14 protein-coding genes are annotated in these 14,512 nt (G+C 41.8%); 9 read left to right on the forward strand and 5 right to left on the reverse strand.

Annotation, left to right across the window (positions count from 1 at the left end):
• Nucleotides 1-123 precede the first annotated feature (123 nt).
• The 3 genes from CWB72_RS05275 to rlmB all read left to right on the forward strand — a co-directional run bounded on the left by CWB72_RS05275 (nucleotide 124) and on the right by rlmB (nucleotide 5,713).
• Nucleotides 124-2,313 (forward strand): hybrid sensor histidine kinase/response regulator, encoded by a 2,190-nt coding sequence (locus tag CWB72_RS05275; RefSeq protein WP_138629709.1) that lies wholly within the window; start codon nucleotides 124-126, stop codon nucleotides 2,311-2,313.
• Nucleotides 2,314-2,423: 110 nt separating this feature from the next.
• A complete protein-coding gene (rnr, locus tag CWB72_RS05280; protein ID WP_138629711.1) occupies nucleotides 2,424-4,970 on the forward strand; it encodes a ribonuclease R in 2,547 nt (848 codons plus the stop codon).
• A 5-nt stretch (nucleotides 4,971-4,975) separates the two neighbouring features.
• Complete coding sequence (gene rlmB, locus CWB72_RS05285; RefSeq protein ID WP_058028683.1) at nucleotides 4,976-5,713, forward strand: 23S rRNA (guanosine(2251)-2'-O)-methyltransferase RlmB; 738 nt, start codon at nucleotides 4,976-4,978, stop codon at nucleotides 5,711-5,713.
• A 143-nt stretch (nucleotides 5,714-5,856) separates the two neighbouring features.
• On the opposite strand, the gene yjjG is transcribed toward rlmB, so the two are convergent.
• From yjjG to CWB72_RS05300, 3 genes are all read right to left on the reverse strand, one after another.
• Nucleotides 5,857-6,543 (reverse strand): pyrimidine 5'-nucleotidase, encoded by a 687-nt coding sequence (gene yjjG, locus CWB72_RS05290; protein ID WP_130255513.1) that lies wholly within the window; start codon nucleotides 6,541-6,543, stop codon nucleotides 5,857-5,859.
• Between the two features lie 7 nt (nucleotides 6,544-6,550).
• Nucleotides 6,551-7,087, reverse strand: a complete 537-nt coding sequence (gene yjjX, locus CWB72_RS05295; RefSeq protein ID WP_138629713.1) for an inosine/xanthosine triphosphatase — start codon at nucleotides 7,085-7,087, stop codon at nucleotides 6,551-6,553.
• Nucleotides 7,088-7,188: 101 nt separating this feature from the next.
• Nucleotides 7,189-8,088, reverse strand: a complete 900-nt coding sequence (locus tag CWB72_RS05300; RefSeq protein ID WP_130255511.1) for a phosphoribulokinase — start codon at nucleotides 8,086-8,088, stop codon at nucleotides 7,189-7,191.
• Between the two features lie 224 nt (nucleotides 8,089-8,312).
• On the opposite strand from CWB72_RS05300, the gene CWB72_RS05305 reads away from it, so the two are divergent.
• Nucleotides 8,313-9,179, forward strand: a complete 867-nt coding sequence (locus CWB72_RS05305) for a hypothetical protein (RefSeq protein ID WP_138629715.1) — start codon at nucleotides 8,313-8,315, stop codon at nucleotides 9,177-9,179.
• 77 nt (nucleotides 9,180-9,256) lie between these two features.
• Entirely contained in the window at nucleotides 9,257-10,267 is a 1,011-nt protein-coding gene (galE, locus tag CWB72_RS05310) for a UDP-glucose 4-epimerase GalE (protein ID WP_138629717.1), read from the forward strand.
• Between the two features lie 375 nt (nucleotides 10,268-10,642).
• On the opposite strand, the gene CWB72_RS05315 is transcribed toward galE, so the two are convergent.
• Nucleotides 10,643-11,341: a tetratricopeptide repeat protein gene (locus tag CWB72_RS05315; protein ID WP_138629720.1), complete on the reverse strand. Its 699-nt coding sequence runs from the start codon at nucleotides 11,339-11,341 to the stop codon at nucleotides 10,643-10,645.
• A gap of 367 nt (nucleotides 11,342-11,708) precedes the next feature.
• Here CWB72_RS05315 and dusA point away from each other — a divergent pair, with 367 nt between their 5' ends.
• Nucleotides 11,709-12,686 (forward strand): tRNA dihydrouridine(20/20a) synthase DusA, encoded by a 978-nt coding sequence (dusA, locus tag CWB72_RS05320; protein ID WP_138629722.1) that lies wholly within the window; start codon nucleotides 11,709-11,711, stop codon nucleotides 12,684-12,686.
• A gap of 112 nt (nucleotides 12,687-12,798) precedes the next feature.
• Here dusA and CWB72_RS21000 read toward each other — a convergent pair whose 3' ends face one another.
• Entirely contained in the window at nucleotides 12,799-12,933 is a 135-nt protein-coding gene (locus CWB72_RS21000) for a hypothetical protein (protein ID WP_289508438.1), read from the reverse strand.
• 188 nt (nucleotides 12,934-13,121) lie between these two features.
• On the opposite strand from CWB72_RS21000, the gene CWB72_RS05325 reads away from it, so the two are divergent.
• From CWB72_RS05325 to CWB72_RS05335, 3 genes are all read left to right on the forward strand, one after another.
• The gene (locus CWB72_RS05325; RefSeq protein WP_138629724.1) at nucleotides 13,122-13,811 is read left to right on the forward strand and encodes a PspA/IM30 family protein; all 690 of its coding nucleotides are present in this window, start codon (nucleotides 13,122-13,124) and stop codon (nucleotides 13,809-13,811) included.
• A 68-nt stretch (nucleotides 13,812-13,879) separates the two neighbouring features.
• Nucleotides 13,880-14,080: a PspC domain-containing protein gene (locus CWB72_RS05330; protein ID WP_130253821.1), complete on the forward strand. Its 201-nt coding sequence runs from the start codon at nucleotides 13,880-13,882 to the stop codon at nucleotides 14,078-14,080.
• A 38-nt stretch (nucleotides 14,081-14,118) separates the two neighbouring features.
• Entirely contained in the window at nucleotides 14,119-14,442 is a 324-nt protein-coding gene (locus tag CWB72_RS05335) for a hypothetical protein (RefSeq protein ID WP_138629726.1), read from the forward strand.
• The last annotated feature ends 70 nt before the right edge of the window (nucleotides 14,443-14,512 follow it).

The raw sequence follows: 14,512 nt of genomic DNA on the forward strand, positions 1-14,512 counted from the left end.
CTATATTGCAAAATACAGGATAGAGAGGCTGTAGAGTAAGGTTTTCACTCTATTAAATGGCTTTAAAATCATGTTGTTATGTATTAAAATCATCCTAATTTATTAGTTCAAGATAAGTGGATTATGCTAGAGCTACATTTCGCGATGCCAATTATGTCGTTAACTGCGATTATTTCTGCTGGGGTGATGACGTTGAATTGGTTTATGTATCAAACTGCAGACGGCGTCAGGCAATGGATGTTTTCGATGCAGTTGATGGCGCTCACTTGCTTGCTACTAATAGGCATCAGTTATCAGCCTGAAGCCATTACATTTGTCGCGTTAACGTGTTTATTTGCTTCTTTTTATTTCTTTGTGAATGGCACTGAAAAGTTTTTTAAATTACCGCATTCACACACTGTGTGGATTATTATTGCGGTAGTCTATTTTGCATTGGTGAGTTGGTTTAGTTTTGTCGACTCTAATAGGGCCATGCGCTACATCGCTTCGTACTCCCTTGTTACTATTTCTATGGGCCTATCAATCCGTACTTTGATGGTTTGCACACCAAGTCATCATCAACGCCCCAGCTTATCTCGTTGGGGCTTTTTAGTTGCATGTTTGAGTGTTTTTGCCGTTTTATCAATTCATCTATTAACGCTTGATGTGAAACCACAACTTGCAGTTTTAACTAGTCTGACTACGTCGCAGGTATTGGTCATTGCTGCAACCGTATGTTTACCAATTATTTTATGTGTTGCGTTTAGCTTATTATGTGGTGCACAACAACTCGAAAAAATGGCCTTGTTGGCACAAAAAAACAAACAAGCAAGTTTACTTAAAGGGCGCTTCTTGACGATGTTGAGTCATGAGTTACGCACCCCATTAAATGCCATTGTTGGACATGCTGATATGCTTAAGCGCATTCCTCGAGAGCCACAAAAACATGCCCAGCTTTGTGATGTCATTAGTGAAGCTGCACACTCTCTGTCAGATCTAGCTAATCAAGTGCTATTACAAGCAAAAGGTGAGCAAGTCGGTGCGCAATTAAAACCGGTTAATTTACCTGAGCAAGCACGCTCTGTGTTTGAATTGCTATTACCCTTGTCAAAGAATAAAGGGCTAGAGCTCAAGTTGCGAATAGATGAGCGTTTAGAAGAGTTATATTTTTTAACAGATAAAGAATCACTTCTGCTGATTTTAAAAAATTTAATGTCAAATGGCATTAAATACACAGAGCACGGAGAAGTAATTTTGTCTGTGAATTTACAAGAGCCACAGCGAAAAGGTGACAGTTTAGAACGGCGAGTACAATTTTCAGTTTCTGATACGGGAATAGGCTTAAGCCAAAATGCACTCGATTATATCTTCGAACCATTTGCCAGCACTCAGTTAGAGCATAATATAAGTAATAGTGCAGGCTTTGGTTTGAGTTTAAGTAAGCAGTTGGTAGAAAACTTAGGTGGTGAATTGACCGTATGTAGCGAAGTCAAACAAGGCACTGTTTTTTCGTTTTCATTACAACTAAATAGTTGTGATATCCCAGCTACACAAAAAGCTGCAGATGAAAATAAGGCGCAGCAAATAGCACTCTCAACGAGCAGTATATTGGTTGTAGAAGATAACCTATTAAATCAAGAAGTACTTAAACACTATTTACAAGATAACAAAATGTACTGTGAATATGTGAGAAGTCTAGCTGATGCTACAAACGCCATTAAAGCTGAGGCATTTGATGTCATTTTACTAGATATGCATTTGCCTGATGGTCATGGCTTAGAATGGTGGCAGAATTTGCAAGGTCATTTTGAACCCGCTCAAGCACCTACAGTGATAGCCTTAACTGGCGATGCCGATGAAGAAGCTCAGCAAAAATATTTGCAACATGGTATTACTTATTGCTTAGAGAAACCGATTTCTGGCGCAATCTTGCTCTCTGTTTTGGAGCACGTTGGTACTGCTAATACTACGCAGATTAATCCATTACAACTTTTAGATGAACAAGTAGTTGCACATTTAAACAAGCAATTCGATAGTCAATTCCTTAATACCAAGCTGATGTATTTGGCAGACACGTTTGATTACGAATTTGCTCAGTTGCAAGGCTTAGCGGATATACAGGCAATTGAGCAGCTCGAAGTAAAGTTACAGACTTTGATCCAAGAATGTATCGATTTAGGTTTAAAAGCTTTGGCTCAAGCGTTAGTTGAAACTAAAGATGCCGTCAGAGCCAAGCAAGTTATAGATTGGCGCGCACTTCACCATTATGCCAAACAAAATGCTTTAGCGTTGCAGAATTATCAGAAACAATTTTGTGCTGTGCGTAATATTTAGTTCTTAAAGGTCAAATTTATTTATTGTTTATAAAAGCTTCATCTTGATAGTTAGGTCATTATTCAGAAGTGCGTTAGAATAGAGGTAACTTTATTCGAAAATAGCAGTGAATGACAAAACAGGATCCCCATCTCCAACGAGAGCAAGAAAAATACGATAACCCGGTACCAAGCCGCGAGTTTATTTTAGAGCACATCAAAAAAGCCCCAGCGAAAGCCACGACGTTTAGCCATCTTTGTAGCAGTCTTAATGTAATTGAAGAAGACCGCCAAATTGCATTTAAGCGTCGCTTGCGTGCAATGGAGCGTGACGGTCAGCTGCATTTTAATAAATTTAAGCGCTACGTGATCCCAACTGACGATGGGTTAGTGAAAGGTCGTGTGATTGGGCATCGTGATGGTTTTGGCTTTTTAGTCGTTGAAGGTGAGCCAAAAGATTGGTTTATTGCTAAACACCAAATGAACTCGGTATTACACGGTGATATCGTACTTGCAAAAGCGGCCAGTCGCGGCAGTGGCGGTAAAGTCGAAGCGCGTATTGTACGTGTACTTGAAAGTGAGCGCGCGCCGATTATTGGCCGTTATTTCGTGGAGTATGGCTCTGCGGTGGTGGTGCCAGAAGATCCAAGGATCACACAAGATATTATTATTTTGCCAGGCTCCGAAGGCGGTGCACGTCACAATCAAATGGTACAAGTGGAGATCACTCAGCGTCCAAGTCGTCAAATGAATGCAGTAGGTCGTGTGACTGATGTACTGGGTGTCCATATGGCACCGGGCATGGAAATCGAAGTGGCACTTCGTAATCATGATATTCCCCATGAATGGCCAGACAAAGTCGTTGATCAAGTTGCAAAGCACGGCGAATTTGTAGAAGAAGCAGATAAAAAAGGGCGTGTAGATTTACGTCACTTACCGCTAGTGACCATAGACGGTGAAGATGCCCGAGATTTTGATGATGCAGTTTACTGTGAACGTAAGAAGTCAGGTGGCTGGCGTTTATGGGTCGCGATTGCTGATGTCTCACACTATGTACCAAAAGGCAGCCCGCTTGATAAAGAAGCCATAGAGCGTGGTAACTCAGTGTATTTCCCTGAGCAAGTGATCCCTATGCTGCCAAAAGTGTTATCAAATGGCCTGTGTTCACTGAATCCGAAAGTAGACCGCCTATGTATGGTGGCAGAAATAACTGTGTCAGAAGCCGGTAATTTATCCGGTTATCGTTTTTACGAAGCGGTGATGAATTCACATGCACGATTAACTTACACCAAAGTACACAGCATTTTGCAAGGCGATGAAGTGCTACGTGAGCAATATGCAGAGCAAGTGCCGCATCTCACTGATTTGCACCAAATGTATATGGCGCTTAAGTCTTCTCGCCAGCAGCGCGGGGCGATTGAGTTTGAAACGGTTGAAACGCGTTTTGTGTTTAACGCACATCGTAAGATTGAATCAATCGTACCTGTTGTTCGTAACGATGCACACAAACTCATTGAAGAGTGTATGATCTTAGCGAACGTCGCTGCAGCTAAACTGCTTGAAAAGCACGATGCTCCAGCGCTGTATCGTGTGCATGACGAGCCTGATCAAGAAAAATTGAGCCACTTTAGACAGTTTTTAAATGACTTGGGTATTGAAAGTAATCTTGCTAACGATCCATCTCCGTTAGAGTTGACCGAAGCACTCGCACAATTGGGTGAGCGTCCAGAGCAAGAGCTTATTCAAACCATGTTGCTCCGCTCAATGAAACAAGCGGTTTATCAGCCTGATAACATCGGTCACTATGGTTTGGCGTTAAAAGCCTACGCGCATTTTACTTCGCCAATCCGTCGTTATCCTGATCTGGTTGTGCACCGTGCGATCAAAGCTATTTTAGCATCTCAAGGTCAACAAACATCTGGCGAATATGCTTATGAAAATGATGAAGCCGATCAGTTGGGTGAACAGTGTTCAATGACCGAGCGTCGTGCAGACGATGCGACTCGCGAAGTAGCCGACTGGCTGAAATGCGAGTTTATGCAAGATCATGTTGGCAGTGAGTTTAGCGGTGTCGTTTCATCTGTAACTAATTTTGGCTTATTCGTTCGTCTAGATGAGTTACAAATCGATGGCATGATCCATGTGTCGACACTGGGTAATGAGTTCTTCCATTTTGATGGCGCGAAACATTGCCTTGTGGGTGAGCATAGTCATCAGGTTTATCGCTTAGGTGATAAGCTACAAGTACAAGTGTCGTCAGTCAGTTTAGACGAACGCCGTATCAATCTGGTGCTTGCGGGTGAGTTAGTGCAAGACCGCTATGCGCGCCGACGAGCTAAGCCTTCAACAAGTCGCTCGACAGATAAACCGAGTCGTAAACCAAGCGTGCGAGAGCAGCTTAAAGCGGGTAAAATCCCGGGTAAATCGACTAAGTCGGGTGAGCAAGCGAGTGAAACTCGAGGCGAGAGCCGCGATGCCAAGCGCAGCTCAAGTCGTAACGAACAAGGTAAAAAGCCTAAAAAAGGCAAAAAGACGACGCCTAAAGGTAAACTAAAAAAAGCCAAGAAGGCAGCACTTGATAACCCAACGGGTGCTAAAAAGTCTAGAAAGACCAAAGCAAAGAAAACGCGCCCAGGTAAAAATGCCCGCAAGCGTAATAAACCGAGCGCAGGAGAGTAAAGACAGTGAGCAGTGAATTAATTTTTGGTTTTCATTCTATAGAAGCAATTTTAGCGAATGAACCTGAGCGCTTTTTAGAGATCTTTGCATTAAAAGGTCGTGAAGATAAGCGTTTGAACCCTGTAATTAATGAAGCGCGTAAATTTGGCATTTCAGTGCAATTTATGCAGCGTAAAGCGTTAGATAACAAAGCCAATGGTGAACAGCACCAAGGTATCATGGCACGCGTAAAACCCGCGCGTCAGTATAGCGAAAAAGATCTTGATGAAATCATTGCCCGTGAAGCAACACCTTTCTTTCTAGTTTTAGATGGTGTTACTGATCCTCATAATTTAGGTGCATGTTTGCGTAGCGCTGATGCGGCTGGAGTACATGGCGTGATTGTGCCAAAAGACAAGTCTGCAAAGCTTAACGGTACAGCTCGTAAAGTTGCTTGTGGCGCAGCGGAAACCGTACCGCTTATTCAAGTAACTAACCTGGCGCGTACATTACGTGACATTAAAGAAGCCGGTGTATGGGTAGTCGGCACCGCAGGAGAAACCGATACCCATGTATTCGATGCGAATCTAACTGGTCCTATGGCCATTGTGATGGGTGCTGAAGGTGACGGCATGCGCCGCTTAACGCGTGAGCATTGCGACGTGTTAGTTAAAATCCCAATGGTTGGTACGGTATCAAGTTTGAACGTATCAGTAGCAACGGGAATTTGTTTATTTGAAGTGCTACGACAGCGCAGCCTTTAATAAATAAGATAAAGATGTGAAAAAGCACGATTGGTATCGTGCTTTTTTTGTGTTTGCGCGTGGCATAAAGCCAAGCCTACAGACAGTTGTTAGTGAAGGAGTTGTAGGCGCGATTTTATATCGCGCAATGTTTAAATCTTTACCTACGCAGCAATTTTATCAGCTAATAACTCTGCTAATTCATACAAGGAGCTAACCTTATAGGTTGGCTCAATCCCGTCTTTACCTTCAACACACGCGTGTTGTAACCAACAGCTATCAATGCCAAAACGATTTGCACCTAACACATCGCTTTCTAAGGTATCACCCACCATCAGCACCTTACTTTTATCTGGATTACCCAGCTTTGATAATGCCGCGGCGAAAGGTTCAGGTGCCGGCTTTGCCTTGCCTATTTGCTCAGAAATGACCAAAGCCTCAAAGTAATCTGCAAAGCCGGTATGTGCTAAACGTTTTTGCTGCAATTTGGTAAAACCATTGGTGATGATCCCAAGTTTCACTTTGCCATGCAGTGATTCAAGCAGGGCTTTAGCGCCTAGCAATGGCTGACAGATCTCTGCCATGGCATCCAAAAATGCGTCGTTTAAGTCTTGTGGTTTGACGTTGAGCTCTGCCGCTAACTTTGTGAAGCGAGTGACTTGCAACGTTTCAGCATTAATCTCACCATTTTGATACTGCACCCAAAGAGCTGCGTTATCGTCTTTATATCCTTGATAATCTTGCTCACTGAATTCAACACCATAGTTTAATAACATGGTTTTCAAACCTAGATAGGCGTTGAAGCTAAATAGGGTTTCGTCGGCATCAAATAAAATATGTGTGTACTGCATCGTGCTATCACTTATCGTATAGTTCAGGGTGATTAAATGGCGCCATCGCAAGTAATAAAGCCTGCGTATAGCTACTTTCACGGGTTGCTAGATGATTGGTTAGTAAACCAATTGCACCGCATTTTTGTTTGATATTTTCGGTATTGAATAAATCATCCATCACATGGCCCAACTCCTCACCCGCCAGCAATTTATCATAAACCGATTGTGGTAGCGGCAAGTTGCAACTACGACCAATGCTGGTTTGTTTACCATCTGAAATAACCACAAAAGCAAAGGTGGCAGGGCCGTAACTAAACTGATTTGCACCGCCTTCCATTGCACAGTAAAAGTCTGCTTGATAATGTTTTATAAGATGTTTAACGCGGTTTTCAGCACCGATGCGAGTATCGTCTTCTCCTAAAGGCTGATCAGGCACGCCACTTGGGGCATGCATACCTTGGCAATCAAGCGTGTGCTCAGGGAAGTACTGAGTGAAAATTTCTTTGGCAGCGGCCACTTTGACCGGATTTTGTGAGCCAACAAGTATTTTTAAAGAAGGCATTATCCTGTGCTCCTTTTATCAGTTGAGCAACTAGTCTAATGTTTTATGAGCGACTTAACTACGTTTTAAATGTTAGAAATAATAAATAGTTAAACTGATCCCTAGATAGGTAAATCAACCGGTGCCATATTCTCCAGTGCCCGTTTTTTTACCAGCAGATCTTTTATCAGCGGGGTTAATACAAGCTCCATCGCGAGACCCATCTTTCCTCCTGGAACAACCAAAGTATTGACTCGAGACATAAAACTGCCATCAATCATTTGCAAGTAATAAGGAAAGTCTACGTTGTCGATGCCACGAAAGCGGATAACCACAAAGCTTTCATCGAGAGAAGGAATATCTTTCGCGCTAAATGGGTTTGAAGTATCAACGGTTGGTACGCGCTGAAAATTAATGTGTGTTCGAGAAAACTGTGGCGTAATATGGGTAATGTAATCATCCATACTTCGAACAATAGAGGTCATCACAGCTTCACGAGAATGGCCGCGCTCATTGGTATCGCGGATCATTTTTTGGATCCACTCAAGGTTAACAATAGGCACCATGCCGATCAGTAAATCAACATGCTTAGCAACGTCATGTTCATCAGTTACCACACCACCATGTAAGCCTTCGTAAAACAACATGTCAGAGTTAGGCTCTAAATCTTGATAGGGGGTGAAGGTGCCGGGGAGTTGGTTATAAGGCACGGCTTCATCAAAGGTGTGTAAATAGCGTCTTAGTTTACCCGTGCCATGCTCACCATATTCAGCAAATAAGGTTTCAAGACCTGCAAAGTCATTGGCCTCTTGACCAAAGTAACTGATGTGTTTGCCTTCTTGTAAGGCTTCTCGCTTTAGCTTATCCATTTCTGGGCGAGTGAAGCGATGAAAGCTATCACCCTCTACAAAAGCGGCATTCGCCTCAAGGCTGCGGAAAATATGTTTAATCGCATTGGTGGTAGTGGTAGTGCCGGCACCTGAGCTACCTGTTATCGCAATGATCGGGTGTTTTTGAGACATATTAACCTGCTGATATAGTTTTTTATGAGCGCAAATAGGTGATTTACTTGTTTGATGTTACCTGAAGGTTAAGAGATAGCAAGCATTTCAAATTCAGTGTTATTAGAGTGCTTTGGTTGTGTTTTGTTTTTGGTGAAATGCAAAAGCCTCGTTATGATAGAGGCATAACGCCGCTCATTTACTAAAAAGAGCAATAAAAAAGCATGACCAATTAAGGGATTTCCATGTATAAAAAAATGGCTTTAGCTGTCAGTTACAGTTTAGCTTTCGCAAGTTCAGTATTTGCAAATACCTTCCCCAGTAGCCAGATTTATTTGGCGACAGAACTTGAAAATGGCATTAAGGTGAAACCAATCACGGGTGCAAAGGGTTACCACAATCAACCCTTAGTGACAGAAGACGGCATCTATTTTACGCAATCAGTCGGTGACGGTGATAAAAGCCAGATGGACTTATTCTTTTATGATTTTAATCAAGCCAGCGCTGAGAATTTAACGAACTCGCCGGTTTCTGAGTACTCACCGACGTTGTATCCCCATGAGGCGGGTTTATCTAGCATTGTTGTTGAAGCTGATGGTAAACAGAAGCTATGGTTTTATCCATTCGATAAAAGCCAAACACCAAAACGCATTTTCGACCATATTGAGCCGGTTGGTTACCACGCATGGGGTAAGACTGAAGATTTAGTGATGTTTATCCTAGGTGAGCCACATACACTGCAATACACTGATTTAACCGGTCATTTACCAAAAGTAGTTGCGGGTGATATTGGTAGAAGTTTGGCGTATAACGAAAAACGGGAGCTTTATTCATTCACATATCAAGAAGATAAAGAGCATTGGTTTGCGACTTTCTCGCCTAAAACCCAGCAAGTTAAACAACATTTTGTGATGCCACAGCAAGTGCGAGATTACACCTGGATTGATTCAGATACCGTTGCTTATGCCATTGATAACCGCATTTATACACGCAATATTGAGCAGCCAAAGCAGGTGTCTCAGTGGCATAACTTCACTTCGTATTGTGACTCGCAAATTACGCGATTGAGTTACAAACAAGGCAAAATGGCATTTGTTTGTCAAAAATTGTAATTCTCAAAGCAATCTTTTTTGATGTTAGTTACAATTAACCCATTATATTTAGGACAAACAGTTTTTAGGGGCTAGTGATGGCAATTTTAGTAACAGGTGGTGCGGGTTATATTGGCTCACACACGGTTTTAGAACTACTAAATCAAGGCGACGAAGTGATTGTTGTCGATAACTTAAGTAACTCTTCGTCAGAATCATTAAAGCGCGTTGCTGAATTAACTGGTAAAGAAGCTACTTTTTATCAAGGCGATATTCTTGATAAATCATTCTTAGATTCAGTATTCGCACAACATAGTATTGAGCAAGTGATCCACTTTGCAGGTTTAAAAGCGGTCGGTGAGTCGGTTCAAAGGCCAATAGAGTACTACCAAAATAACGTACAAGGTACGCTCAGTTTACTTGATGCTATGCGTGATGCGGGTGTATTTAAGTTGGTATTTAGCTCATCGGCAACCGTTTATGGTGACCCTGCAAGCCTACCTATTCGTGAAGACTTCCCGGTCGGTGGCACAACTAACCCATATGGTACATCTAAACTGATGGTTGAAATGGTACTTCAAGATGTAGCCAAATCTGACCCGCGTTGGGCATTTGCAATTTTACGTTACTTCAACCCGGTCGGCGCACATAAGTCTGGTCGCATTGGTGAAGATCCAAATGGTATTCCAAATAACTTACTACCTTACATTTCACAGGTGGCAGTAGGTAAATTGTCGCAACTAGGTGTTTTTGGTGACGACTACGATACCAAAGACGGCACTGGCGTTCGTGACTATATCCACGTCGTTGATTTAGCCATCGGCCATTTAAAAGCGTTGAATAAAATCAACGCAGAAGCAGGCGCGCATATCTACAACCTAGGTACAGGTAACGGCTATTCGGTATTCGAAATGGTCACCGCTTTTGAGAAAGCAGCCGACAAGCCAGTACCATACGAAGTTAAACCGCGTCGCTCTGGTGACATCGCAGCGTGTTACGCAGCGCCAGAAAAAGCACTAAACGAGCTAGGTTGGCAAGCAGAGCGTGGCATCGATGAAATGATGGAAGATACTTGGCGCTGGCAAAGCAATAATCCGAACGGGTACTAGCAAATAGCATAAAAAAGGCCACACTACAGTGGTCTTTTTTATGTGCCTTAATGAAGCTATTATTAATTTTTCTATTTAATTCAATGGTTTGCTTGCTTTTTGGTCAGTTGTAAATCAACATTTCTTATTAATAAAATAGGAATAAGGATTATGAAATGAAAATTGACAAGAAAAAACCGAAACAGATTAGCAACGCCTAATATTGGTATCTAATATGACATCTCATATTAATGGTGGTGTTGCTGATGGTGGTGCATTGGGCAATTTAGATGTATGAACTCGCGACGGTATTTAGGACGAATATTACCTTTTAAATTCAATAAAATAATCTAACGGCAATAACTTATTGTCGTTAGATTTCGCTTTTGGTATTTCTTATCGAAATGCTTCAGCGACGCTAGTATTACCAACCAAACTGTTTGCATTTATTACTTTACTGTTTGACATGCCTGATGGACCCTCTCCAAATCTGAACCCACGTATATGAGTGCCAGTTGAACCAAGGGGTTGGTCATAACCAATTTCTAATTGGTAATCGAGTACCAACTTTAATCTTTCTTGTGGTGTATAGGTTACCTCTATACGCTCCATATTTGTCAGTGTGGAGCTGGACGCCTTTTCTTTACTAAGTTTAACCTTTTCATTAGCGGCTGACTCTAAATTTTTATTTGCTAATATTTTTAATAATTTCTTAGCTCGGATATAGCCGTACTCAGCTGACAAGTTCAAAAGTTCAGCAGCTTTGTTGGGGTCAACCTCAGTATGGTAGCCTTCAGCATACCAGGTAGCGGCAATAAAATAGGCGGGTGCATAGCGTTTTTTCATAGAGCGTTTTAACCAGCGCCAAGCCCTTTGTGGATCTACCTTACTTAACTCACCAGAACGGTATGATAAAGCCAGTAAAGTTTGTGAGGTTGGAGAGCCTGCTTTTGCGGTTTTCTTTAATTTTCTAGATAAAGTAGCGCATTGTTTTTTGTTACTACATTTTAAAGCGGCAATATCTGGCGAAGACAACACTTGTAGTGGAGCAAATAGCATGCTCAATCCTATGAAGGCTAAGGGTAGCTTATCCATCCGAACTCCTTGTTATAAAAATATACTGGATTGATGGTTATAACCTAAACGAATAATTTGGTGGTGTCTAGTGGTCAAGGTGTCAAAGTTCGGCAGTACCTGTAAGTGGTATTGAGTGGCAGAGTTAGATGAATGCCTATAAAGAAGCCGGTATAAAATTACATCATGACATTGTTATGTTTGCTTGCGTGCTTTGTAGTGGTATAATTCCGCACTAAGTCTATGCTTCCTACCTTATAACGTTTTTGACACCAAGCGTGTTCTCATAAATGAGGCGATGGGAGTTAGCTCCATGTTTAGCTGACTGGGAAACTTTCTTTGTGATGTTGTGCTCGTACACGCTTTTTACTAATTGGATACCTGTACTTTGACTATAAAAAAACTTGATCGCCGCTTTTCTGTTGCACCTATGCTGGATTGGACTGACCGTCATTGCAGAACTCTCCATAGAAAACTGTCTAAACATGCGGTGCTGTATACAGAAATGATCACGACCGGTGCCATTTTATTTGGTAAAGGGGATTATTTGGCGTTTGGTGAGCATGAATTACCAGTGGCGCTGCAACTAGGGGGCTCAGATCCTGAAGCATTGGCAAAGTGTGCGAAGAAAGCCGATGAATATGGATATAGCGAGATTAACTTAAATGTAGGTTGCCCGTCTGATCGTGTGCAAAACGGTCGCTTTGGTGCGTGTTTAATGGCTGAGCCGCAGCTGGTGGCTGAGTGTGTTGCTGCGATGAAAGCGCAAACTAATGTGCCTGTGACGGTAAAAACACGTATTGGAATTGATGAGCAAGATAGCTACGAGTTTTTAACCACGCTGATTGAGGCGGTTAAAGATGTGGGTTGCGATGATTTTATCATCCATGCCCGTAAGGCTTGGTTACAGGGTTTAAGTCCAAAAGAAAACCGTGAGATCCCACCGCTTGATTATCCGCGTGTATATCAGTTGAAAAAAGATTACCCAGATTTACACATCAGTATTAATGGTGGCGTTAAAACCATTGAAGAATGTCAGCACCACTTAACGCATATTGATGGTGTTATGGTCGGTCGTGAAGCTTACAGCAACCCATTTATGTTATCGCAGGTTGATGAACTGTTATACGGTGGTGAAGCGTTTACACAAACGCGCCATGAAGTGGTTCGCAGCATGTATGATTACTTTGAAGCGCAAATGAGTGAAGGTGCAAACTTCTGGCATATTGCTCGCCATATGTTAGGTATTTTCCAAAACCAACCGGGTGCGCGAGGGTATCGACGTCACTTATCAGAGAATGGGCATAAAAAAGGTTCTGGTATTGAGGTAATGGAAAAAGCACTGACGTTTGTGCCGGAACTTTAAGTTTAGATTATAAAAATACTAAAAAAGCCGCTTAAGTAAGCGGCTTTTTTGTTTTTAAATGTATGATTTTATGTCGCGTCAAAATGCGCGGGGTAAACCCGCACCTACATATTCAAAGATTTACAGTTGTTGGATTGTCACCACAAACGATGACCATACTGTCATCCTGACGAAGGTCAGGATCCATTATTGAGAAAATAGACCCTGAAATAAATTCAGGGTGACGAGGGGTTGGTTTATTACTCACAACTCGCAACTACTCCCCCATTAACTAAATTGACTACTTTTTAGTTTTTTTAACGAAATCGTTAAATTTATCTCTCTTATAAAAACACCCAGGAAACTTCAGGTTATTGTTTTTATTTGTTTTTTCTTTTTGGCACAAAGATTGGAATAGCTTTAGTAACCCAATTGCCAAATGCATAGGAGCAGAACATGGCCTTAATCGACAGAATTGAAGATCTTATTAAATCAGAAATTAATGCGTTTTTAGACAAAGCAGAAGATCCACAAAAAATGACTGCGCAGATTGAGAGTGAGTTACAAGATGCCTTGGCTGAGTGTCGTTCAACTGCTGCACAGATCATTGCAGAGCAAAAAGGCTTATCAAGACAGCATGAAGATCTTGCAAAAGGTATTGAGCGTTGGCAGCAGCAAGCTGAACTGGCGGTAAGTAAAGGTCGTGACGATTTAGCAAAAGCGGCACTTATCGAAAAGCAAAAGCTTGTAGATGCTCAGGAAGAAAATCAAAAGCAAGCGGCACAACTAGAAGACGCGCTGCAAAAGCTTAATGAAGATGCCGCCAGGCTCAGTAATAAAATTGCTGAGGTAAAAGTAAAGCAGCAGCAATTTTACAGAGCACAGAATAGTGCGGTAGCAAGATTAAAAGTACGCAGTACGCTAAATAGTGAAGAAGTACAAAATGTTTGCGCACGCTTTTCACAACTTGAACAGAAAGTGGAGCGTATCGAAGCACAAGTTGAAAGCTATGATCTTGGTAAAAATGATGTTTATCAAGAGTTCAAACAAATGGAACAAGACGAAAAGCTGAGTGAAGAGCTGGCTGCACTGAAACAAAAAATGTCAGGCAAGCAGGCTTCAGAAGCATCAGCTTCTGCACAGTAAATAAAACTTTATATCTGTTTAAAAAGCTCGGCGCGATTTAGCGCCTCTTAAATCTTCAGGAGTAGATTATGAATATGCAGCAAACAACGAAAACATGTCGTCGTATTTTATCAAGAAAGAAAATTGCAGGTGTATGTGCTGGGCTGGCAGAGCGTTTTGACTTACCTGTTTGGCTAACACGTGTATTGACTGTATTGGTGTTTTTGAAGTTTCCAGTTATGACCATCATGGCTTACGGATTATGCGCTATGTTATGGCCAAAGCAGTAAATTGAGACGGGTAAGTCTAGCTAGTAAAGGAAGTTTATATGAAAACAGCATTGATTATATTGGCAGCACTTTTAGTAATTAGTGCTTTGAGCTGGGTTCAAACACCTGTGATGTTCTTTGCTATGCCTGAGTTTATATGGCAAATAAGCTGGGTAGGCATGGAGTTGTTTGCACTCTTAGCGGGTAGTATCGCTGTCATTGCGCTAGTGGCTTTAGTCAGTGTAGGTGTAATAGGATTAGTGTTAGTTGTGCTCATTGGGCTAGTGTTAGCATTATTATTTAATTCTATTTTTATTGCATTACCGCTACTTATGCTAGTTGGCTTGGCATGGTTGCTTAAGGAAGAGTCGCTGTCTTACTAGAACTCAGATAGAACGAAGCGGTTTCTTAATTTTTCGTGCTATGATGTTGCAAGTTATACTTTTTCAAAGG

Origin of the sequence: Pseudoalteromonas phenolica, assembly GCF_005886345.1 — a bacterium.
Classification (GTDB): domain Bacteria; phylum Pseudomonadota; class Gammaproteobacteria; order Enterobacterales; family Alteromonadaceae; genus Pseudoalteromonas; species Pseudoalteromonas phenolica_A.

Bases quoted from the DNA above. Each gene is read 5' to 3' on its own strand.
- CWB72_RS05335 (WP_138629726.1), top strand. From the start codon at position 14,119: ATGAAAACAGCATTGATTATATTGGCAGCACTTTTAGTAATTAGTGCT.
- CWB72_RS05300 (WP_130255511.1), bottom strand. From the start codon at position 8,088: ATGTCTCAAAAACACCCGATCATTGCGATAACAGGTAGCTCAGGTGCC.
- CWB72_RS05275 (WP_138629709.1), top strand. From the start codon at position 124: ATGCTAGAGCTACATTTCGCGATGCCAATTATGTCGTTAACTGCGATT.
- CWB72_RS05315 (WP_138629720.1), bottom strand. From the start codon at position 11,341: ATGGATAAGCTACCCTTAGCCTTCATAGGATTGAGCATGCTATTTGCT.
- CWB72_RS05305 (WP_138629715.1), top strand. From the start codon at position 8,313: ATGTATAAAAAAATGGCTTTAGCTGTCAGTTACAGTTTAGCTTTCGCA.
- rnr (WP_138629711.1), top strand. From the start codon at position 2,424: ATGACAAAACAGGATCCCCATCTCCAACGAGAGCAAGAAAAATACGAT.
- CWB72_RS05330 (WP_130253821.1), top strand. From the start codon at position 13,880: ATGAATATGCAGCAAACAACGAAAACATGTCGTCGTATTTTATCAAGA.
- CWB72_RS05325 (WP_138629724.1), top strand. From the start codon at position 13,122: ATGGCCTTAATCGACAGAATTGAAGATCTTATTAAATCAGAAATTAAT.
- yjjX (WP_138629713.1), bottom strand. From the start codon at position 7,087: ATGCCTTCTTTAAAAATACTTGTTGGCTCACAAAATCCGGTCAAAGTG.
- galE (WP_138629717.1), top strand. From the start codon at position 9,257: ATGGCAATTTTAGTAACAGGTGGTGCGGGTTATATTGGCTCACACACG.
- yjjG (WP_130255513.1), bottom strand. From the start codon at position 6,543: ATGCAGTACACACATATTTTATTTGATGCCGACGAAACCCTATTTAGC.